Genomic DNA, 18,649 nt, shown 5'->3' on the forward strand with positions numbered 1-18,649 from the left:
TGGATGAACACCTACCGTTTGCCATGAAACCCGGTGTTTCACGTGAAACAGCGTGCCGGTGAGCCCACTCAACGGGTGGCCCCGGTGATCGCCCACTTGCCTGAGCGGACGCGGAGCCAGAGCGTCGCCAGCCGGACCGCCATCATCAGCGTCATCGCCCACCACAGGGCCGTCAGCCCACCGCCCGCCGCCGGTACCAGCAGGGCGACCGGAGCGAAGACCACGAGGGTGACGAGCATGGCCCAGGCGAGGTACCGGCCGTCACCGGCGCCCATCAGCACCCCGTCCAGCACGAAGACCACACCGGCGATCGGCTGGGAGAGCGCCACCACCAGCAGCGCGGGGACCAGGGCGTCCTGAACGGAGGTGTCACCGGTGAACAGCGGGACGAACAGGGGCCGGGCCAGCACGATCAGTGCTCCGAACACCACCCCGGAGACAGCGCCCCACTGCACCATGCGGCGGCATGCCTCGCGTGCCCCCTTGGCGTCGTCGGCCCCCAGGTACCGGCCGATGATCGCTTGGCCCGCGATGGCGATGGCGTCCAGCGCGAAGGCCATCAGGCTCCAGAGCGAGAGGATGATCTGGTGAGCGGCTATCTCGGTGTCCCCGAGGCGTGCGGCGACGGCCGTAGCGATCATCAGGACGGCGCGGAGCGAGAGCGTACGGACCAGCAGCGGGACGCCTGCCTGGGCGCTGGCCCTGATGCCGGCGGCGTCCGGGCGGAGCGAGGCGCCGTGGCGTCGTGCTCCGCGTACCACCACGACCAGATAGGCGAGGGCCATCGAGACCTGTGCGATCACGGTGCCCCAGGCCGACCCGGCGATGCCGAGACCGGCGCCGTAGACCAGCCCGGCGTTGAGCGCGCCGTTGGCGGCGAAGCCCCCGATGGCGACGTAGAGCGGGGTCCTGGTGTCCTGCAGGCCGCGGAGCACGCCGGTCGCGGCCATCACCACGAGCATGGCCGGGATGCCGAGGCTGGAGATCCTCAGATATGTGGTCGCATAGGGGGCGGCCGTGTCGGAGGCTCCGAAGACGTTCACCAGCCATGGGGCGGTGGGGAGGGTGACGGCGATGACGGCGATGCCGAGCAGGAGCGCCAGCCAGATGCCGTCCATGCCCTGCCGGATCGCCGAGGCGAGATCACCCGCGCCGACCCGTCGTGCCACTGCGGCTGTGGTGGCGTAGGCGAGGAAGACGAAAATGCTGACGGCAGTGGTCAGCAGGGCGGCGGCGACGGCCAGTCCGGCCAGTTGCGGAGTGCCGAGATGGCCGACGATGGCACTGTCGACCATGACGAAGAGAGGCTCTGCCACGAGCGCGCCGAAGGCCGGAACGGCGAGTGAGATGATCTCGCGGTCGTGGCGACGGCGGCTGGACGACGAGGGGGCCGGGACCTGGGTCATGGGGTCAATCTAATCTTCCACAGGTAATAGATCCAATGCCCTATGAGTCCTTACATTCGTTGCGTCCCGGCGTTCTCTTCCGCAGCGCCTCCCATGATCTTGCGGCGAGCGGAAAAGTTTTTCTCCCCCACAGCCCGTGGACGGCGAAAGGCCAGGTCAGCGCGGTAATGGCGGAATGGCTATGAGTTTGTCCACAGTGCTGTCCCCCGATCCGTGCACAGGTTCTGCAGGGTTCTCCACAGCATCTGGTCCGTCGTCCACATGGCCTGTGGATAACCAGATTGGCTGACGGTGCCGAGCGGCCTACCGTGGACCGGCGCCCGCACTCCGTTCTGGTCCTGGAACCACGCAGAACTTGACGCGCCGGAACCGGAGTCGGGCGTCTTGTTTGTCGGTGCTGTGCCGTAAGAAGGAGTGGCATGGCGAGGTCCGCGGAGCGGACGGGAGGAGGAGGCCCGGTGAGTATCCCCGAGCCCTTGGACGACCCCTGGGCCGAGTCCGGTCCCAGTGATCGTCTGCCTGTTTCCCGGCAGCGCCGTGCCGGTGACCAGAGCCGTGGCGAGCAGCACGAACGCGGGCGGGAGAGCGGCGGCTGGGACGGAGGTTCCTCCGGTTTCGAGCGGGTGCCGCCGCAGGATCTCGACGCGGAGCAGTCCGTCCTCGGCGGGATGCTCCTGTCGAAGGACGCCATCGCCGAGGTCGTGGAGGTCATCAAGGGCCACGACTTCTACCGCCCCGCGCACGAGACCGTCTTCCAGGCCATCCTCGACCTGTACGCCAAGGGCGAGCCGGCCGACCCGATCACGGTCGCGGCCGAGCTGGTCAAGCGCGGCGAGATCACCAAGGTGGGTGGGGCGCCCTACCTCCACACCCTGGTCCAGTCCGTGCCGACCGCGGCCAACGCCTCGTACTACGCGGAGATCGTCCACGAGCGGGCGGTGCTGAGGCGGCTCGTCGAGGCCGGTACGAAGATCACGCAGATGGGATACGCGGCCGACGGCGATGTCGACGACATCGTGAACTCCGCGCAGGCCGAGATCTACGCCGTCACCGAGCAGCGCACCAGTGAGGACTACCTGCCGCTGGGCGACATCATGGAGGGCGCGCTCGACGAGATCGAGGCGATCGGTTCGCGCAGTGGCGAGATGACCGGTGTGCCCACGGGCTTCACCGACCTCGACGCTCTCACCAACGGGTTGCACCCCGGCCAGATGATCGTCATCGCGGCCCGTCCGGCCATGGGTAAGTCGACGCTCGCCCTGGACTTCGCGCGAGCGGCGTCGATCAAGAACAACCTGCCGAGCGTCATCTTCTCCCTCGAAATGGGCCGCAACGAGATCGCCATGCGTCTGCTGTCCGCCGAGGCCCGGGTCGCCCTGCACCACATGCGGTCCGGCACGATGACGGACGAGGACTGGACGCGGCTGGCCCGCCGGATGCCCGAGGTGTCGACCGCGCCGCTCTACATCGACGACTCCCCCAACCTGTCGATGATGGAGATCCGGGCGAAGTGCCGTCGGCTCAAGCAGCGCAACGACATCAAGCTCGTGATCATCGACTATCTCCAGCTGATGCAGGCCGGCGGCTCCAAGCGCTCCGAGAGCCGTCAGCAGGAAGTCTCGGACATGTCCCGAAACCTCAAGCTCCTGGCCAAGGAGCTGGAGGTCCCGGTGATCGCGCTCTCGCAGCTGAACCGTGGCCCCGAGCAGCGCACGGACAAGAAGCCGATGGTGTCCGACCTGCGTGAGTCCGGCTCCATCGAGCAGGACGCCGACATGGTGATCCTGCTGCACCGCGAGGACGCGTACGAGAAGGAGTCCCCGCGGGCCGGCGAGGCGGACATCATCGTCGGCAAGCACCGAAACGGCCCCACGGCCACCATCACCGTCGCCTTCCAGGGCCACTACTCCCGTTTCGTGGACATGGCACAGACCTGACCGGGTCCTGCTGCCAGGAACCCGGGACCGGCAGATCGGGCCGCCCGGATGTGGTGCTCGCCGCTGCGGCGATCGTCCCACCGCACGTCCCGAGCCCATGGGCGAACGCCCGCGGCCGGTCCGCGGGACGGCGGGAAGCCGCTCAGCGCCTCGTCTCGTACCTGGTCATGATCACGCCGTCGGGGAACGCGCGCGTTTCCACCAGGTTCAGGTTCACCCAGCTGTCCAGAGTGGTGAAGAACGGCGTGCCGCCGCCGACGAGGACCGGATGGGTGGCGATCACGTACTCGTCGATCAGTCCGGCGCGCATGGCCGCCCCGGCGAGTGTCGCGCCGCCGATGTCCATCGGGCCGCCGTCCTCGGCCTTGAGCCGGGTGATCTCGGCGATCGCGTCGCCGGTGACCAGGCGGCTGTTCCAGCCGACCTCGTCGATCGTCGAGGAGAACACCACCTTCGGTGTGTCCCGCCAGGTCCGCGCGAACTCGATCTCCGCCGGGGTGGCGTCGGGCTGCTGGTCGCCGGTCGGCCAGTAGGAGCTCATCGTCTCCCACAGCTTGCGCCCGTACAGCGACAGCTCGTTCGCCTGCTCGTGTTCGAGCCACCACCGGAACAACTCCTGGCTCGGCGGTCCGCTCCAGCCGATGTCGTCACCGGCGGCGGCGATGTAGCCGTCCAGGGTCAGGTTCATGCCGTAGATCAGTTTCCGCATGGTCAGCCTTTCGTCCGGAGTGTCCGGCGTATGGACCGGCGTGGCGCGGGAAACTCATCGGTGCGCGATCCGGGCTCGCCGGTGGTCCTCGTGCTCGGGCTCTTACCCCGGCTCAGGTCCTGGCTCCGCGTGGCGTGCTCGACCGGCCCGCTCGGCCCCGCGGGGAGCCGAAGGGATCGGTCGGTGCCGGTCGGAAGATCCCGAGGACGCAGGACTCAGCCGTCCTGGGACGGTGCCCAGTCAGGGGCCGGATCCTCGGTGAGCAGGGGCCGGAGCGCGCCGAGAACCGCGCCGACGCAGACGTCCCGCAACTGGGTGCGGGTGCAGGTCTCGTGGGCGAGCCAGTCGACGCAGAGGACCTGGACGAAGACCAGCCAGCTTCTCAGGACGCCCGAGACCGCCTCGCGCGCGCCCTCGTCGGCGAGAGGCAGTACGGCCAGCAACCGGGAGCGGAGCGCGTCCAGTTCGTTCGTCATGATCGTCTGGATCACGGGGTCGCCCGCGAGGACCCGGTTCGCGGCGAGGACGGCGTGGCGGTTGGCCACGAAGTAGTCGAGATGGACCTCCATGCCCTGGACGAGCTGTTCCACCAGGGAATCGGCGGGGTCGAGCCGGGTCTCGGCCAGCAGTTGGTCCGCGGCCTGCTGGTAGACGGCCGCGAAGAGCGCGTGCTTGCTGGGGAAATGGCGGTACAGCAGGGCACGGGAGACGCCCGCCGCTTCGGCGACCTCCTCCATCAGGACTTCGTCGTACGGATGTGTCGCGAAGAGCCGTGACCCGACTCCGAGGAGCTGGGCACGGCGGTCGGCGGGGTCGAGCCGTTGGCGGGGAGGCACGGAGGAAGGCTACTTGACATGTGTCTACTAGCGCATCCAGTCTAGTAGACACATGTCAACTAGACTGGATGCCGATCGGGCTGGACCGGCAGGGTTCGGAGGGGTCATGGCGAATGTTCTGCGCGTGCTGACGCGGGTGATGGGCTGGGCCTGCGTGGCGATCGGTCTGTATCACGTGCTCCTGGGGAACGCGGCGATTCCCGGGGCCGGCTCCGCCGGTCCGACGATCGACAGTTGGGGCCGGTTCATGGGGGCCAGCTTCGTCGGCTACGGGTTGGCGTGGCTGTGGGCCGCGCGACAGCGCCCTGTTCCGGCCCGTGCGGTGCGGTGGCTCGCGGGAGTCTTCCTGCTGGGTGGCGTGGGGCGGCTGCTCTCGCTGGCCGAGCACGGCCGGCCGCACTGGTTCCAGATCGTGCTGACCGTGCTCGAACTCGCCCTGCCCCCGGTCTTCTTCTGGCTGGCCGACGCGGAGGAGCGGCCCCGGCACGGCGGGACGGAGGTCGCGGCGGCCGGGCGGTGAGCGGCGTGCGCGTACGACCGCCGGGCCGACCCTGTCGCGTGGCCACGCCGATCCGCAGGGCCGTTCCAGCGGCTTGACCTCAACCATTGTCGAGGTTGTTGGGTGGGTGAGGGCGGCGGACGCAGCCACCACCTGAACGATGTCGATACGGAGAGGACACCGCCATGACGAGCGGCATTCTTGTAGTGGGGACGATTTCCACCGAGGACCAGGACGCGGTGATCGGTGTGGTGAAGGGCCTGGAGGAAGCGTTCAACGCGAAGGACCCGGCCGCGCTGGGCGGGCAGTACACCGAGCGCACGTCCTGGACCAATGCGAAGGGCACGCGCCTCGACGGCAGGGAGGAGATCGCCGAGTTCAGCGCTGTGGCGATGAAGAGTTTCCTGAGCGACTCCTTCGCCCGGTACGACGTGGTCAAGATGCTGGCGGTGGCCCCGGACGTGATCGCGGTGAATGTGGTGCAGACCCCCCTCGACAGCGCGGGCGACGCTGTCGACGGCCCCGGGGGAGCGGCGCTCTACGTGATCGCCAAGCGGGCCGACGGCTGGTACATCGCGGCGGGCCAGAACATGGCCGTCGACCGTACGGGGTGACCTCCGGACCGGGGCGGGTTTCCGGGGGAGTCGGCAACAGGGTTCAGGAGCCCGTCCCCGCCTCGGTGCGCAGCCAGTAGAGGCCGTCCGCCCGGTCGACGATATCCAGCTCGACCAGGTAGCGGCGGATGGCCACATGGTCGGTGCCGGAGTCCTCGCTCCAGTTGCGCAGGATGTCGTTGACCGACTGCTCGGGGTAGCGCTCGCCGGGGCGGAAGGCACGCTGGGCGAGGTGGGCCAGAACGGCGCGGCGGCGGCCGATCCGGGAGGGGAGGCCGAGCAGCCGGTCGCCGTCGACGAAGGTCCGCAGCAGGGAGTCCGTACTGTCGTCGCCGGTGCCGGTGCCGGCCCGTTCGGTTGGGGCCGCGGACCGCAGGACTTCCCTGAACCTGCCGGTGGCGGCGGTGAGACGGCCGCCGTCGTCGGTCACGAGGCCGCCGGTGGTGAGCTTGTGCAGGGCGAGGGCCACGTTCCTGGTCTGCTCACCGGTCGTGGACGCGATCTCGGCGGGGGTCGTCGCTCCCAGCACGATCGCCGAGAACACCCGCAACCGGATCTCGTCCGCGAGCAGACCCGCCAAAGCCTGGGCTGTCACTGTGTGGCTCCTCGATTCGGTTCGTCCGACGCGTCGTTCGTCGTCCTTGTCCATCGCGTGCAGTGTTGTCGACGAGGGGGAGGCGCAGGTACTCGTTTTCGTGCTCCGCGGCGGGCTCGGCGCCGGGCCCGCCGCCCTGCCGCCCCTGGCCGAAGCAGCGGTGGGGAACCGTCGTGCACAGCATGATCGTCAGATCCAGATGTGACTGAAGTGACGCCAGTGCTGACCGATGACCATAGCGAGCTGATCTCCGACCTGTCCGGAATCGTCTGCGACTATCCCTACGTAGATCCGGAGGAGGCCCTCATCGCGCTCGTCGGAGACGCGGCGGAGGCGGTCGGCCGCCAGGACGCCCCCGAGGGGCGCCGGGAGCGGACCGGGTACGTGATCCTCCTCTACGCGACCTGCTGGTACGCCTCGGCCAGGGTCTTCAACAAGTCCCTCTTCACGTCGTACACGGAGGTCCTGGACGGCTTCCGCGACACGCTCGACCCCACGGTCTGTACCTGCTCGGCCGGGGCCCACCCCACCGGCCTGGACTCGGAGTACGGGGTCGAGGCCGGGGTCAGTCTGCTGACCGGGGCCGGGCGGTCGGTCCTCGCCGAGGACTACGACCTGGAGGACGAGGACCTGGCGGTGTTCGACTGCGAGGGGCTCCTCGCGGAACTCGCCGACCGGGCGGCCGACCGGATGAGCGAGGCGTATCAGGAGATCTTCGGCAGCATCGACGTCTCCTCTCTCGACGCGCGGTTCCTCGGTGAGGGCGGCGGTATCGACATCGTCGCCATGCAGGAAGCCATCCAACGTACGTGGGAGGGCAACGCCGGCCCGGTCGCGCTCTGGTCGGCCCGGCGCCTCCTCTCCGGACAACTGCGGGACACGGAGCGGCTCGGAGTGTTCCTGTGCCTGTGGATGGGGGTCGCCCAGTCGTACGGGGGACTGCCACCGTCCTATGCTCGGGACCTGGCCGCCGCTCTCGCCACCGTCGACCCGGACGTCAGCTGCGACCACCCGAAGCACCCCTGGTCCGCCGTGGACAGCTCCACCCGGAGCCGGTCCCGCGCGGTGCTTCACCTGTACGCGCCGGACGATCACCCGGACACTCCCGTTCCGGCCGAGCTGTCCCTCCGTGAGCTGTGGGAATGCCCGGTGCAGTACGCGGAGTTGGCGCGCAGCGCACTGGCGGACATCGAAGGCTGGCACGGCATGCGCGGCGGTGACGGGGAGGACTGGAAGGGCTGAACACCTCTGCCGGGCCCGGGTACGCTCCGGAGCCCCGTCCCGGGCCGGGGTCGATCCGGGGCCGACCCCGGCTGATTTCCGGACCGGTCCCGCCCCGGGCCGGAACGGCAAATGAGGTCGCCACCGCCCAGTTCTCCAGGTAGTTCTTGACCATGATCTCCGAACCCGAACAGCTGCTCCCCGGTACGCGCCGCGCCCTGCTGCACCGCATCGCCGTCGCACAGTCGGAGGGCCGCGCGCCCTCGCTCGTCGCCGCCGTGCAGCGGCAGGGGCAGGTCGTCTGGAGCGGCTCCCGAAGCTGCGTGGACGGTCATGCCCCGGACGGCGACACCCAGTTCAGAATCGGCTCCCTCACCAAGACCTTCACCGCGGTGCTCGTGCTGCGGCTGCGCGACGAAGGTCTGCTCAACCTGGACGACCCGCTGGAGAAGCACCTCCCGGGCACCGACGTCGGTGACATCACGGTCCATCAGCTGCTCGGCCACAGTGCGGGGCTCGCTGCCGAGTCCCCCGGTCCCTGGTGGGAGCGGACGCCGGGCGCCCTGCGTCCCGAACTGCCCGATGTGCTGGGCGAGCAGACCCGTATGCACGTCCCGGGCCACCGGTTCCACTATTCGAACCCCGGCTACACGCTGCTGGGCTCCCTGGTCGAGCAAGTCCGCGGAATGAGCTGGGAGCAGGCGCTGCGGAACGAGATCCTGGAGCCGCTCGGTATGCACCGCACGAGCCTCCAGCCGGAGGCCCCGCACGCGGGCGGCTGGGCCGTGCACCCCTGGGCCGATGTCATGCTGCCGGAACCGGCCGAGGACCTCGGGCTGATGGCCCCGGCCGGGCAGCTCTGGTCCACGACGAACGACCTTCTGCGCTTCGCGGCCTTCCTGATGGAGGGGGACGACCGGGTCCTCTGCGCCGACTCCGTGGAGGAGATGCGGAAGCCGTCCGCGCCGACCGGGCCAGGTGACTGGCAGTCCGGTTACGGTCTGGGGCTCCAGTTGGCCCGGGACGGTGACCGCACGCTCTTCGGGCACACCGGCTCACTGCCGGGGTTCCTGGCCACGCTGTGGATCAGCGCCGAGGACGACGTGGCGGCCGTCGCACTCACCAATACGACGGCGGGGCTGGCGATCGGTGAGGTGGCCGCCGAGCTCGTCGGGATCGTGGCCGAGGCCGAGCCCCGTGTCCCGGAGCCCTGGCGCCCGCTGACCGAGTCCGAGGTGGACACCGATCTCCTGGCGCTCACCGGCCCCTGGTACTGGGGCACGCGCGCGAACGTGCTGCGGCTGACGCCGGGCGGCGGGCTGGAGATCGCACCGATGCGCGGTGCCGGTCGCGGCGCCCGGTTCGTCCCCGGGGGCGACGGCACCTGGACGGGGCTGGACGGCTACTACGCGGGGGAGATCCTGCGGGTGGTCCGGAACGACGACGGCAGCGTCAACCATCTCGACCTGGGGTCCTTCGTCTTCACCCGGGAGCCTTACGACCCGGCTGCGGCCGTTCCCGGCGGCGTGGACGCGAGCGGATGGCGCGGCCTGGGCGACTGATCGAGCGTTTCACGTGAAACGCTCTGTTTCACGTGAAACGGGAGTCCTGTGCCGGGCCCGGCCGTACGGGGCGGTGCCCGGCCAGGCGTTCCGCGACGACGGATCCGCAGGCTTCAGGAGGTCAACTCCCGCTCCAGCGGGGTTCGGAAGCGCGGTGTGATCCGCGCCGGGCCCACCCACCGGGAGAACCGGGATGCTTCGGCCTCGATCGCGGCGGAAGCATCCCGGCCGACATCGGAGAGCAGCCGCCAGACCGGCTCGCCGTCGGCCCGCTGGGCCCAGCCGCCCACGATCCGACCGTTCCACCACACGGACGGGCCGATATTGCCGGACCGGTCGAAGAGGGCTTCCCGGTGCTCGGCCGGAAGATGGAATCCCCGGTCGGCCCAGCCCATCGCGCTGGGGTCGAGAGCCGGGAGCAGCGCGGCCCAGGGCTCGGTGGCCGGTTCCGGGTCCAGGTCCTCCGGCAGTACCCATCCCGTGGCCCCGCCGTCCAGGAGGACCCGCTCGGCATCGACGGCTGCCAGGGCCGTGCGCACCTGACCCAGGGACCAGCCCGTCCACCACTTGAGATCGGCCTCGGTCGCCGGGCCGTAGGAGCCGAGCCAGCGCCGTGCCAGCTCCGCCCGTGCCTGCTCGGGCTCCTCGACGGGCCAGGGTTCGGACACCGTCCAGCGGAACTGGCTGGAGGTCCAGGAACCGCGTGGGCGATCCCGGCGGATGCGCCCCTCGGCTGCCAGGACCCGGATGACACGGGAGGCGACGCCCTGTACGGTCTCCGCCCTCTTGCCCGGAAAGATGGTGATCTTCGTACGCAGCACGGTGATGGCGGCGGAAAGCTCGGAACCGGTGGCGGTCCCCCGGTCGGCGAGTGCGGCGAGGGTCTGCCGCTCGGCATCGGCCAGCCAGCGCTCGTCCAGGCCATTCCCGTCGTCCGCCAGGTGCTTGAGCAAGGTCCTGCGCTCCTTGGCGGCCACCATCCGGGCGTTCGTGGCGTCGACACAGGGGGCGAACTCCCGGTCGACGACGAAGAGCGTGTTCCGCATGGAGAGCTGGCGGACCAGTGAGACGTCCTCGTAGAGGGCCTGTTCCACCGGGGCCGTGCCCGCCTCGGCCAGCCGCGCACAGGCGGAGAGGTAGACGGTGGCGGCGTCGGTGGCGTGCAGCGCGACGACCGCCCTGGCCACGGACACGGGGGAGGCGGCCCGTGCGGACGTGGCCAGAAGGTGGCGCCGGCCGAGCCGGATTCTGCGCTGCTCGTCGCTGATGCGGTACACGGCCGGCCTCCCGGGTCGACGGACGGAGTCAGAGGGCGAGCTTGAACCCCACGTGACTGCCGGTGAAGCCGAGCCGCTCGTAGAAACGATGGGCGTCGGTCCGCTTCGCGTCCGACGTCAACTGGACCAACTGGCAGCCCAGACGCCGGGATTCCTCCACTGCCCATTCGATCAGCAGGGTACCGAAGCCGCTGCCGCGCTCATCGGCGCGGATGCGTACGGCCTCGATGATCGTGCGGGTCGCGCCGCGCCGGGAGATCCCGGGGATCAGCGTCAGTTGCAGGGTGCCGACCACCCGGCCCTCGCGTACCGCGACGACGAGCCGCTGGTTGGGGTCGTCCGCCAACCGCTGGAACGCGGCGAGGTAGATGCCGAGGTCATCCGGTGACTCACGCTGCTCGCCCAGCGGATCCTCGGCGAGCATGGCGACGATCGCCGGAATGTCGTCGGATGTGGCGGGTCGTATGTCGAGTTCGGTCATGATCGGCAGCGTACGCAGGTCACGCGGGCAGGGCTGGACGCACCGCCCGCGTGGACGTCGATGACATCAGCCCGTCGCCACCGTCAGTGGGGCGTAGCGGCGGGTCCAGTCGCCCGGGAGATCCGGGGCTCCGAGCGTCATCACCGTGGTCGCGGAGGAGGGCAGCAGTCCGCGCCGCTCCAGTCGGTCCAGCAAATCGCCGTGGCGTGCGTCGATGTCCGCGCGCAGCGGCAGATCCGTGGCCGCAGCGAGTGCGGCGACGAGCGCCTCGGCGGTGTCCGTGTCGGGGGCGATCAGCGGGCCGACCACATGGGCCCGGCCGCTCGGCCAGAGCGCCGCGTACCCGACGATCTCTCCCCGGACCCGTGCGACCCGGATGTGGTCGGCGAAGGCCGGGAGCCGGGCGAGGAGATGGGTCCGGTCGGTACCGAAGACCTTCGAGTCCAGTTCGATCATCGCCCGCAGGTCCTCCGCCGTGGCCGGGAGGACGGTCGCGTCGCAGGGTTGCTCACCGCCCGGCAGATAGCGGCCGGTCACTCGCTGGGCGCTGCCCACGATCGCGAAGCCCAGCTGTTCGTAGAGCGGCTGTCCCGCGGTGGTCGCGTAGAGGCTGAGCGGCGTGCTCCCGTGCTCGGCGAGCACCCGGTCCATCAGGTGCCGGGCGATGCCCTGCCGTGCGTACCGGTTCGCCACGAGCAGCATGCCGACGGCGGTCAGGTCCGGGCCGTAGGAGGTCACCACGCAACTGGCCATCAGCCCCTCGCCTCCGGGGTCGTCCATCCCGTAACCGGTTCCGGCGGCGAGGAGCAACCCCCACCTCCGCTCGTCACGTGCCCAGCCGCGGTCTTCGCAGAGATCGGCACAAGCGACCAGGTCGCTCCGGGTGAGGCGCCGGACGGGCAGTTCGGCGAGCGGGCGGGGCAGTGAACTGGGCATGAGGGCCAGGCTTACCGACGTGGCGTCCACGCGTCCACCCCTTTACCGGTTCCTGGTGATTGAGCCGTTTCACGTGAAACGGGCAGCTTGGAACGTGCGGCGGGCGCCTGGCGATGGACGTCATCGTGCGTACTTCCCGGCGCCGCCGCTCCTTCGGCCGGAGGATCAGGCGCTTGGCGTGCTCCGGCCGGGACACGCCAGGCGGTGACCGGAGTCCCTGCCGGAGCATCCGCTGCGACCGCCCCGGCGTATCAGCGGCCCTCGGAGCATCAGCCCAGGTCGGGCGCGTGCATGGCGCGTACGCCCTCGATGTTGCCGTCCAGGTAGTGCCGCAGCGACAGCGGGACCAGGTGGACGGCGGCGATCCCCATCCGGCTGAACGGCACCCGGACGATGTCGTACTCACCGCAGGGATCCTCGATCTCGGGGCCGTGCCGCCGGGACGGATCCATCGACTCCAGTCGGCAGACGAAGAAGTGCTGGACCTTGACGCCCTTCACCCCGCCGCCCTCGATGTGCTCCACCGTGTCGACGAAGCAGGGGACCACATCGGTGATCCTCGCGCCGAGCTCCTCGTCCACCTCGCGGTGCAGGGCGTCGACCACGGTGGCGTCCTCGGGCTCGACCCCGCCGCCCGGTGTGAGCCAGTACGGATCGACCCCCGGCTTGGTGCGCTTGATTAGGATCAGGTCATCGCCGTCGAGCAGGATGGCGCGTGCGGTGCGCTTGACCACAGGGCGTTCGGTCATGGCAAGAGAGTGGCCCGCCCGACCGCTTCTGAAACACCGGGGGTGATGCCGTGCCGCCCGCCCAATGTGCGGCAGGGCGAGCGAGCCGGCCCGCGCGCGGCCAGGAAACGGGTCCGCGGCAGAGGCAGGCTCACGCCCCGCCTTCCCGTCCACGCGACGCTCCAGGCCCGTCCGCGTGCGGATGTCTCAACCGGCCGGTGTCGCCTGCGGCAAGTGCGCCGGTGGAGGGGCGACCAACCTTGTCCGTACGGCTCTTCCCCGGGGAGCCGGGGCGGCCCGAGCGATGAGGGGGAGAGGCTCGGACCCGCCCGTGCTCGCCTATCCCAAAGCGATGTCCAGCGCCCGCTGTACGTCCGCGATCAGGTCCGGAGCGTTTTCGGCACCCACGGAGAAGCGGATGAAGCCCTCGGGCACGGCATCACCGCCCCAGCGGGCGCGGCGCTCGGCGGTGGAGCGCAGGCCACCGAAGCTCGTCGCGTCGTCGACCAGGCGCAGCTCGGCGAGAAAGCGCTCGGCCCGCTCGCGGTCGGGCAGGACGAACGACACCACGGAACCGAAGCGCCGCATCTGCCGGACCGCGTTCGGATACGAGGGGTCGGTGGGCAGCCCGGGATACCGCAGCCCGGTCACGCCGGGCCGGTCGTCCAGCACCTCCGCCAGGGTCAGCGCGGTGGCGCACTGCCGGTCGACGCGCAGCTCCAGCGTGGCCAGCGACCGGTGCGCGAGCCAGGCCTCCATGGGGCCGGGGATCGCGCCGACCACCTTGCGCCAGCGCCGCACCCCCGCCGCCAGAGCGGCATCGCGGCAGGTCACATGGCCGAGCAGGATGTCCCCGTGCCCGGTCAGCCCCTTGGTGTCGCTGGCCACCGAGAAGTCCGCCCCCAGCTCCAGCGGACGCTGACCGAGCGGAGTGGCGAGCGTGTTGTCGACCGCCACCAGCGTGCCGGCCGCATGCGCCGCTTCGACGAGCCGACGCACGTCGCAGACATCGAGGCCCGGATTGGACGGGGTCTCGATCCACAGCAGCTTCGCGCCCTCGAGAACGGCCAACTGGGCATCGCCGCCGGTCGGCGCGGTCCGCACCTCGACGCCGTACGCCTCCAGCTGCTCCCGAACCAGCGGCAGGGCCTGGTAGCCGTCGTCCGGCAGCACGACCGCGTCGCCGGTACGTGCCTGGGAGAGCAGTACGGCCGAGATCGCCGCCATCCCGGAGGCGAAGACCGTGGTCTCGACGGACTCCCCCGGCGCCTCCAGCTCGCCGATGGCCCGCTCCAGAAGGGTCCAGGTCGGGTTGGTGTCCCGGCCGTAGGTGTACGGGCCGACGGGCTCGCCGGAGAGATGGAAGTGTGCGGCGAAGACCGGGCCGGGCAGGGTGGGCTCGAACTGTTCCGGCTCGGGGAGGCCGGCCCGTACCGCTCTGGTTCCGTCGCCTGTGCTGTCCATTCCGCTTCCTCGTTCCTCGTGCGTTTCTCCCCGATGGGACACGGTGGCCGCCCGCTGCCGGACGGGGCCGGCTCAGTCGTCGTCGGGAAGGATCATGTTCAGGGCCCACGAGACGATCGAGATGATCAGACCGCCGAGTACGGCCGTCCAGAATCCCGAGACGTGGAAGCTCAGGTCGAGCTTCCCGGCCAGCCACGAGGTCAGCAGCAGCATGCACGCGTTGACCACCAGCGTGATCAGCCCGAGCGTGAGGATGAACAGGGGCAGGGTCAGCAGCTTCACGATCGGCTTGACCACGAAGTTCACCAGGCCGAAGATCAGCGCGACCAGGATCAGGGTCAGCGCCTTGCGTCCGGTGCTGCCCCCGGACAGCGTGATGTCCTGGAGCAGCCAGATGGCCACGGCCAGCGCCCCTGCGTTGGCGATCGTCTTGACTACGAAATTCTTCATGTGTCTGATCGTGGCAGACGAGATCGGTGGCGGACACCGGCAGCACAGAGGCAAGGGGCACATCGGCCATGAAGGCATTCAGACTGGACGAGCTGGAGGCGGAGCGCGCCGCGAACGACGGCGCGTATCTGCAGTTCGTGAAGGAACGCAACATGTCCGTCGGTCTGTACGCGCTGAACGCCGGTGAGATCGACCCGCAGTTGCCGCACCAGCAGGACGAGGTGTACCTCGTCGTCAGTGGCCGTGCCTCGATCACGGTCGGCATGGAGACCACACAGGTGGGCCGGGGCAGCGTGGTCTACGTACCGGCCGGGGTCGCCCACAAGTTCCACCACATCACCGAGGACCTCCGCGTGATGGTGGTCTTCTCCCCGCCCGAGAGCTGAGCCGGGGAGCCGAGCCGCAGGGCCGGGCCGCAGGATCAGGCCCGGAGCCCGGCCCGGAAGCGGTATCGGAACCCGGCCGGGGCGGAACGGGGAGGTCACGGCCCGGGGGCCGGTCTCAGGGATCCCTCAGGGATCGATCAGGGGACTTCAAGGGCCGTGGCCCCTCTGGCAGCCCCCTCCGCGCCTCTAGCATCGGAAGCAGGAAATCCGAGGAGAAGAGGTAGGGACGATGGCCATGCGGGAGATATTCGCGGGAATGCCCTGGTGGGTGAAGTGGATCGCGGTACCGGTGATCGCGATCGTCGTGTTCGGTGGACTGATCGCCAGCGTGATCGGATTCGTGATCGGTCTGCTCTTCAAGATCCTGATCTTCGTGATCCTGGTCGGCGGGCTCGTCTTCGTCGTACGCAAGTTCATGTCGTCCTCCTCACGTGGCGACTGGTAGGACGATCGGAGACCGGCCGGGACGTTAGCCCAGGTGAGCTAAGTAGCGAGCGAATGAAACATCCCTCGCGGACCCGGCCTATACAGTGACAATTCGCTGTCGCCACCGGTGAGTCAACAGCCCGTCACCACACTGAATCAGTGGGTTCGTACGACGTTCGGCCCCCGGACTCCAGCCGTGCGGCAGCCCGTGGGGGCGGCCCCCACAGGCGGGACGACCACCCGTCACCATGCCTGGGGGTGACTGTTGACCACGGCATCGAGGGCTGCTGCCCCGACGCTGATCGGATCGGTGCAGCGAGCGCTGAGACTGCTGGAAGCCGTGGTCGCCCACCACGGCGGGGCGCCCGCGAAGCAGCTGGCCAGAGAGGCCGGACTGCCCCTCCCCACGGCCTACCACCTGCTGCGGACCCTGACGCACGAAGGCTACTTACGCCGGGAGAACGGTGTCTTCGTCATCGGGACCGCGGCCCAGCGGCTGATCGGTGTGGAGACCCGGCAGGGCCGTCGCGGCAAGATGGCCGAAGCGCTGGGGCGTTGGCGCGACATCATCGGGGCCCCGGTCTACTGCGCCGTCTACCGCGAGGGCGAGATCGACCTCGTCGCGGTCGCCGATTCCCCCGACGCCCCCGCCGTCGCCGCGTCGGGGTCCTTCCGGGAGACCGGCCATGCGCATGCGATCGGCCAGTGCCTGCTGAGCCGACTCGACGAGAAGACCCGTGAGGACTACCTGGATCGTCACCCTCTGCGTCCGCTGACCCGCTACTCGTTGCGGGACCGCGCGTCCTTCCTGGAACGGCTCCGGTCGCTGGAACGGATGGAGCCCGTCATCGAACGGCAGGAGTACGCGTTGGGGACGGTCTGCGCGGCGATCCCCATCGCCGCGGGATTCACCGCGGCGGCGATGGCGATTTCCTTACCACTGGAGCAGGAAAGCCGGTTGCTCCCCGCAGTCGAACAACTACGTGGCGAAGTCGCCAACCTCTTGCGTTCGTTCGTGTTCTCTATCAGTATCTGAAAAATCACTCCTTGTGATCTGCTATCGCGTGCACCACGATGGCGTCAAGAGGGCCACGGGGGATCATTCCTGGCCAGATTCACCTACTGCGGGGTTGAACGATGCGCGAGTCGGTTCAAGCTGAGGTCATGATGAGTTTTCTCGTCTCCGAGGAACTCTCTTTCCGGATCCCGGTGGAGCTCCGGTACGAGGTCTGCGATCCATACGCGATCCGGATGACCTTCCATCTGCCCGGTGACGCCCCCGTCACCTGGGCTTTCGGCCGTGAGCTGCTGCTCGACGGCCTCAACAGCCCCAGTGGGGACGGCGATGTGCACATCGGCCCCACCGAGCCCGAGGGGCTCTGCGACGTACACATCCGTCTTCAGGTCGGCGAGGACCGGGCGCTCTTCCGGGCCGGGACGGCACCACTTGTGGCCTTTCTCGACCGGACCGACAAGCTCGTGCCGCTCGGGCAGGAGTGCACGCTCGGTGACTTCGAGGGCAGCCTGGAGGACGCCCTGGGCCGGATCCTCGCCGAGGAGCAGAACGCCGGCTGACGAGGAGCACCGACGCGGACCGGTCCACCGGCCGGACGCGGGCCCCCGCCGGACGGGTGAACTGCCCGCCCGAGGGGCGGTCACGGCTTCGCCCTTCGGCGACGGCCCCTGCCCGCCCCCGCCCACGCGGGCGTCGGAGCCCCGGCTTCCGCGCCCGGACCCGCACGGTCCGCCGAGACGACCAGTGCGGCGAGCGCCGTCGTCACCGGAACCGAGGCGACCAGCCCGATCGAGCCGACCAGCGTCCGAACGATCTCCTCCGCCACCAGCTCGCTGTTGGCCACCGTCCCCATGCTGCTCTGCGCGACGGTGAACAGCAGCAGCAACGGCAGGGCCGCGCCCGCGTAGGCGAGCACCAGCGTGTTGACGACCGAGGCGATGTGGTCGCGGCCGATCCTGATCCCTGCCCGGTAGAGGTCCCGCACACCCAACGTCGGGTTCGCCTGGTGGAGTTCCCAGACCGCCGACGTCTGGGTGACGGTCACGTCGTCGAGCACGCCGAGCGAACCGATGATGACACCGGCCAGCAGCAGCCCGCTCATGTCGATGTGCGGGTAGAGGCCGTGGATGAGACCGGTGTCGTCATCGGTGTTGCCGCTCAGGCTCGCCCACCCGATGAAGAGCGACCCGAGCAGCCCGATCAGCAGCAACGAGACCAGCGTGCCGACCACCGCGACCGAGGTGCGGGCGGTCGGGCCGTGGCACATGTAGAGCGCGATCAGCATGATCGCACTGGACCCGACCACCGCGACGAGCAGCGGATTCGAACCCTGGAGTATGGCCGGGAGGATGAAGAGGGTCAGCACGGCGAACGACACGGCCAGCGCGATCAGCGCCATCACCCCGCGCATGCGCCCCACCGCGACCACGACCAGCGCGAAGACCCCGGCCAGCAGGGTCATCGGGAACTTCCGGGCCACGTCCGTCACGGAGTACTGGAGCTCGTGGGGCGCGTCGGGGGCGTACGCCGTCACCACGCCCTGCCCCTCGCGCAGTTTGCGCGGTGAGTCGGGCTGGACGATCTCGGTGAAGGTCCGCCCCTTGTCCCGGCCGGTCGTCACCTCGATCGTCGCCTTCTCGCAGAGCCCCCGCTCCTTCCCCGCGTCCGGCGCGGTGGAGCCGTCGAGCGGCGTCTGAACAGCGTTCACGTCCTTGCAGTTCACCTTGGTGACGGTCACCACCTTTCCCTGCTGGGTCTGCCGGTCGAAGCCGACGCCGGTCCGCTCGTGCGGCGGCGTGCCGCCCGGCCAGAGCGCCACCAGACCGACGAGAACGGCGGTGGCGAACGGAATCAGTACGGCCGCGATGACCTTCCGCAGATGCCGGGAACCGGGTGCCGCGGGGCCGTGGCCGTGAGAATGGCCGTGGGAGTGGTCGTACGCGGATCCGGGCGGCTGGTCGTTCGTTCGGCCGTGCGTTCTGTCGTGGGGTACGCCCTGAGACCGGGCCTGTGGTTCGTGGTCCGTGTGGGGAGAGGTCACCGGCCGATCATCGCAAGAACGGCCGGGCCCTCTGTTCATCGCGCCGGACGGGGCGCTAGCGTGGAG

General features: G+C 69.7%; 20 protein-coding genes. 9 read left to right on the forward strand and 11 right to left on the reverse strand.

What is annotated here, in order from left to right:
- Positions 1-68: 68 nt before the first annotated feature.
- On the reverse strand, positions 69-1,406 hold the full coding sequence (locus tag ACF08W_RS18115; RefSeq protein ID WP_385202694.1) for an MATE family efflux transporter: 1,338 nt from the start codon (positions 1,404-1,406) through the stop codon (positions 69-71).
- A gap of 458 nt (positions 1,407-1,864) precedes the next feature.
- Here ACF08W_RS18115 and dnaB point away from each other — a divergent pair, with 458 nt between their 5' ends.
- Entirely contained in the window at positions 1,865-3,343 is a 1,479-nt protein-coding gene (gene dnaB, locus ACF08W_RS18120; RefSeq protein WP_385202691.1) for a replicative DNA helicase, read from the forward strand.
- 142 nt (positions 3,344-3,485) lie between these two features.
- On the opposite strand, the gene ACF08W_RS18125 is transcribed toward dnaB, so the two are convergent.
- Both ACF08W_RS18125 and ACF08W_RS18130 read right to left on the reverse strand, forming a co-directional pair.
- Positions 3,486-4,052 (reverse strand): dihydrofolate reductase family protein, encoded by a 567-nt coding sequence (locus ACF08W_RS18125; RefSeq protein ID WP_392279801.1) that lies wholly within the window; start codon positions 4,050-4,052, stop codon positions 3,486-3,488.
- A 215-nt stretch (positions 4,053-4,267) separates the two neighbouring features.
- Complete coding sequence (locus ACF08W_RS18130) at positions 4,268-4,888, reverse strand: TetR/AcrR family transcriptional regulator (protein WP_392279802.1); 621 nt, start codon at positions 4,886-4,888, stop codon at positions 4,268-4,270.
- Positions 4,889-4,994: 106 nt separating this feature from the next.
- On the opposite strand from ACF08W_RS18130, the gene ACF08W_RS18135 reads away from it, so the two are divergent.
- Both ACF08W_RS18135 and ACF08W_RS18140 read left to right on the forward strand, forming a co-directional pair.
- Positions 4,995-5,408, forward strand: a complete 414-nt coding sequence (locus ACF08W_RS18135; protein ID WP_392279803.1) for a DUF4345 domain-containing protein — start codon at positions 4,995-4,997, stop codon at positions 5,406-5,408.
- 164 nt (positions 5,409-5,572) lie between these two features.
- A complete protein-coding gene (locus tag ACF08W_RS18140; protein ID WP_392279804.1) occupies positions 5,573-6,001 on the forward strand; it encodes an SgcJ/EcaC family oxidoreductase in 429 nt (142 codons plus the stop codon).
- 43 nt (positions 6,002-6,044) lie between these two features.
- Here ACF08W_RS18140 and ACF08W_RS18145 read toward each other — a convergent pair whose 3' ends face one another.
- Positions 6,045-6,596, reverse strand: a complete 552-nt coding sequence (locus ACF08W_RS18145; RefSeq protein ID WP_392279805.1) for a DUF2087 domain-containing protein — start codon at positions 6,594-6,596, stop codon at positions 6,045-6,047.
- Positions 6,597-6,815: 219 nt separating this feature from the next.
- Between ACF08W_RS18145 and ACF08W_RS18150 the strand changes: the two genes are divergently transcribed.
- Together ACF08W_RS18150 and ACF08W_RS18155 are read left to right on the forward strand one after the other, a co-directional pair.
- Positions 6,816-7,838 (forward strand): hypothetical protein, encoded by a 1,023-nt coding sequence (locus tag ACF08W_RS18150; protein ID WP_392279806.1) that lies wholly within the window; start codon positions 6,816-6,818, stop codon positions 7,836-7,838.
- 152 nt (positions 7,839-7,990) lie between these two features.
- Entirely contained in the window at positions 7,991-9,379 is a 1,389-nt protein-coding gene (locus ACF08W_RS18155) for a serine hydrolase domain-containing protein (protein ID WP_392279807.1), read from the forward strand.
- A gap of 113 nt (positions 9,380-9,492) precedes the next feature.
- On the opposite strand, the gene ACF08W_RS18160 is transcribed toward ACF08W_RS18155, so the two are convergent.
- The 6 genes from ACF08W_RS18160 to ACF08W_RS18185 all read right to left on the reverse strand — a co-directional run bounded on the left by ACF08W_RS18160 (position 9,493) and on the right by ACF08W_RS18185 (position 14,715).
- Positions 9,493-10,656 carry a winged helix DNA-binding domain-containing protein gene (locus tag ACF08W_RS18160; protein WP_385202667.1) on the reverse strand — a complete coding sequence of 388 codons (1,164 nt, stop codon included), beginning with the start codon at positions 10,654-10,656 and terminating at the stop codon, positions 9,493-9,495.
- 28 nt (positions 10,657-10,684) lie between these two features.
- The gene (locus ACF08W_RS18165; RefSeq protein ID WP_352274019.1) at positions 10,685-11,137 is read right to left on the reverse strand and encodes a GNAT family N-acetyltransferase; all 453 of its coding nucleotides are present in this window, start codon (positions 11,135-11,137) and stop codon (positions 10,685-10,687) included.
- A gap of 66 nt (positions 11,138-11,203) precedes the next feature.
- A complete protein-coding gene (locus ACF08W_RS18170) occupies positions 11,204-12,073 on the reverse strand; it encodes a GNAT family N-acetyltransferase (protein WP_392279808.1) in 870 nt (289 codons plus the stop codon).
- 269 nt (positions 12,074-12,342) lie between these two features.
- The gene (locus tag ACF08W_RS18175) at positions 12,343-12,822 is read right to left on the reverse strand and encodes an NUDIX hydrolase (protein ID WP_352274017.1); all 480 of its coding nucleotides are present in this window, start codon (positions 12,820-12,822) and stop codon (positions 12,343-12,345) included.
- Between the two features lie 318 nt (positions 12,823-13,140).
- Positions 13,141-14,265 carry a cystathionine gamma-lyase gene (locus ACF08W_RS18180; protein WP_392279809.1) on the reverse strand — a complete coding sequence of 375 codons (1,125 nt, stop codon included), beginning with the start codon at positions 14,263-14,265 and terminating at the stop codon, positions 13,141-13,143.
- A 72-nt stretch (positions 14,266-14,337) separates the two neighbouring features.
- The gene (locus ACF08W_RS18185) at positions 14,338-14,715 is read right to left on the reverse strand and encodes a phage holin family protein (RefSeq protein WP_385202655.1); all 378 of its coding nucleotides are present in this window, start codon (positions 14,713-14,715) and stop codon (positions 14,338-14,340) included.
- Positions 14,716-14,783: 68 nt separating this feature from the next.
- On the opposite strand from ACF08W_RS18185, the gene ACF08W_RS18190 reads away from it, so the two are divergent.
- The 4 genes from ACF08W_RS18190 (at position 14,784) to ACF08W_RS18205 (ending at position 17,102) form a co-directional block, all read left to right on the forward strand.
- Entirely contained in the window at positions 14,784-15,101 is a 318-nt protein-coding gene (locus ACF08W_RS18190) for a cupin domain-containing protein (RefSeq protein ID WP_352274014.1), read from the forward strand.
- A 235-nt stretch (positions 15,102-15,336) separates the two neighbouring features.
- Entirely contained in the window at positions 15,337-15,546 is a 210-nt protein-coding gene (locus tag ACF08W_RS18195) for a DUF5326 family protein (RefSeq protein WP_352274013.1), read from the forward strand.
- A gap of 246 nt (positions 15,547-15,792) precedes the next feature.
- A complete protein-coding gene (locus tag ACF08W_RS18200) occupies positions 15,793-16,563 on the forward strand; it encodes an IclR family transcriptional regulator (RefSeq protein ID WP_385202650.1) in 771 nt (256 codons plus the stop codon).
- Positions 16,564-16,664: 101 nt separating this feature from the next.
- Positions 16,665-17,102: an SsgA family sporulation/cell division regulator gene (locus ACF08W_RS18205; protein ID WP_352274011.1), complete on the forward strand. Its 438-nt coding sequence runs from the start codon at positions 16,665-16,667 to the stop codon at positions 17,100-17,102.
- Positions 17,103-17,182: 80 nt separating this feature from the next.
- On the opposite strand, the gene ACF08W_RS18210 is transcribed toward ACF08W_RS18205, so the two are convergent.
- Positions 17,183-18,622: a YibE/F family protein gene (locus ACF08W_RS18210; protein ID WP_392279810.1), complete on the reverse strand. Its 1,440-nt coding sequence runs from the start codon at positions 18,620-18,622 to the stop codon at positions 17,183-17,185.
- Between the last annotated feature and the right edge of the window lie 27 nt (positions 18,623-18,649).

Origin of the sequence: Streptomyces sp. NPDC015144, assembly GCF_043079735.1 — a bacterium.
In the GTDB taxonomy this organism is placed as follows: Bacteria; Actinomycetota; Actinomycetes; order Streptomycetales; family Streptomycetaceae; genus Streptomyces.

Bases quoted from the DNA above. Each gene is read 5' to 3' on its own strand.
- ACF08W_RS18125 (WP_392279801.1), bottom strand. From the start codon at position 4,052: ATGCGGAAACTGATCTACGGCATGAACCTGACCCTGGACGGCTACATC.
- ACF08W_RS18140 (WP_392279804.1), top strand. From the start codon at position 5,573: ATGACGAGCGGCATTCTTGTAGTGGGGACGATTTCCACCGAGGACCAG.
- ACF08W_RS18205 (WP_352274011.1), top strand. From the start codon at position 16,665: ATGCGCGAGTCGGTTCAAGCTGAGGTCATGATGAGTTTTCTCGTCTCC.
- ACF08W_RS18210 (WP_392279810.1), bottom strand. From the start codon at position 18,622: ATGAACAGAGGGCCCGGCCGTTCTTGCGATGATCGGCCGGTGACCTCT.
- ACF08W_RS18190 (WP_352274014.1), top strand. From the start codon at position 14,784: ATGAAGGCATTCAGACTGGACGAGCTGGAGGCGGAGCGCGCCGCGAAC.
- ACF08W_RS18175 (WP_352274017.1), bottom strand. From the start codon at position 12,822: ATGACCGAACGCCCTGTGGTCAAGCGCACCGCACGCGCCATCCTGCTC.
- ACF08W_RS18135 (WP_392279803.1), top strand. From the start codon at position 4,995: ATGGCGAATGTTCTGCGCGTGCTGACGCGGGTGATGGGCTGGGCCTGC.
- ACF08W_RS18185 (WP_385202655.1), bottom strand. From the start codon at position 14,715: ATGAAGAATTTCGTAGTCAAGACGATCGCCAACGCAGGGGCGCTGGCC.
- ACF08W_RS18165 (WP_352274019.1), bottom strand. From the start codon at position 11,137: ATGACCGAACTCGACATACGACCCGCCACATCCGACGACATTCCGGCG.
- ACF08W_RS18195 (WP_352274013.1), top strand. From the start codon at position 15,337: ATGCGGGAGATATTCGCGGGAATGCCCTGGTGGGTGAAGTGGATCGCG.
- ACF08W_RS18155 (WP_392279807.1), top strand. From the start codon at position 7,991: ATGATCTCCGAACCCGAACAGCTGCTCCCCGGTACGCGCCGCGCCCTG.
- ACF08W_RS18170 (WP_392279808.1), bottom strand. From the start codon at position 12,073: ATGCCCAGTTCACTGCCCCGCCCGCTCGCCGAACTGCCCGTCCGGCGC.
- ACF08W_RS18115 (WP_385202694.1), bottom strand. From the start codon at position 1,406: ATGACCCAGGTCCCGGCCCCCTCGTCGTCCAGCCGCCGTCGCCACGAC.
- ACF08W_RS18180 (WP_392279809.1), bottom strand. From the start codon at position 14,265: ATGGACAGCACAGGCGACGGAACCAGAGCGGTACGGGCCGGCCTCCCC.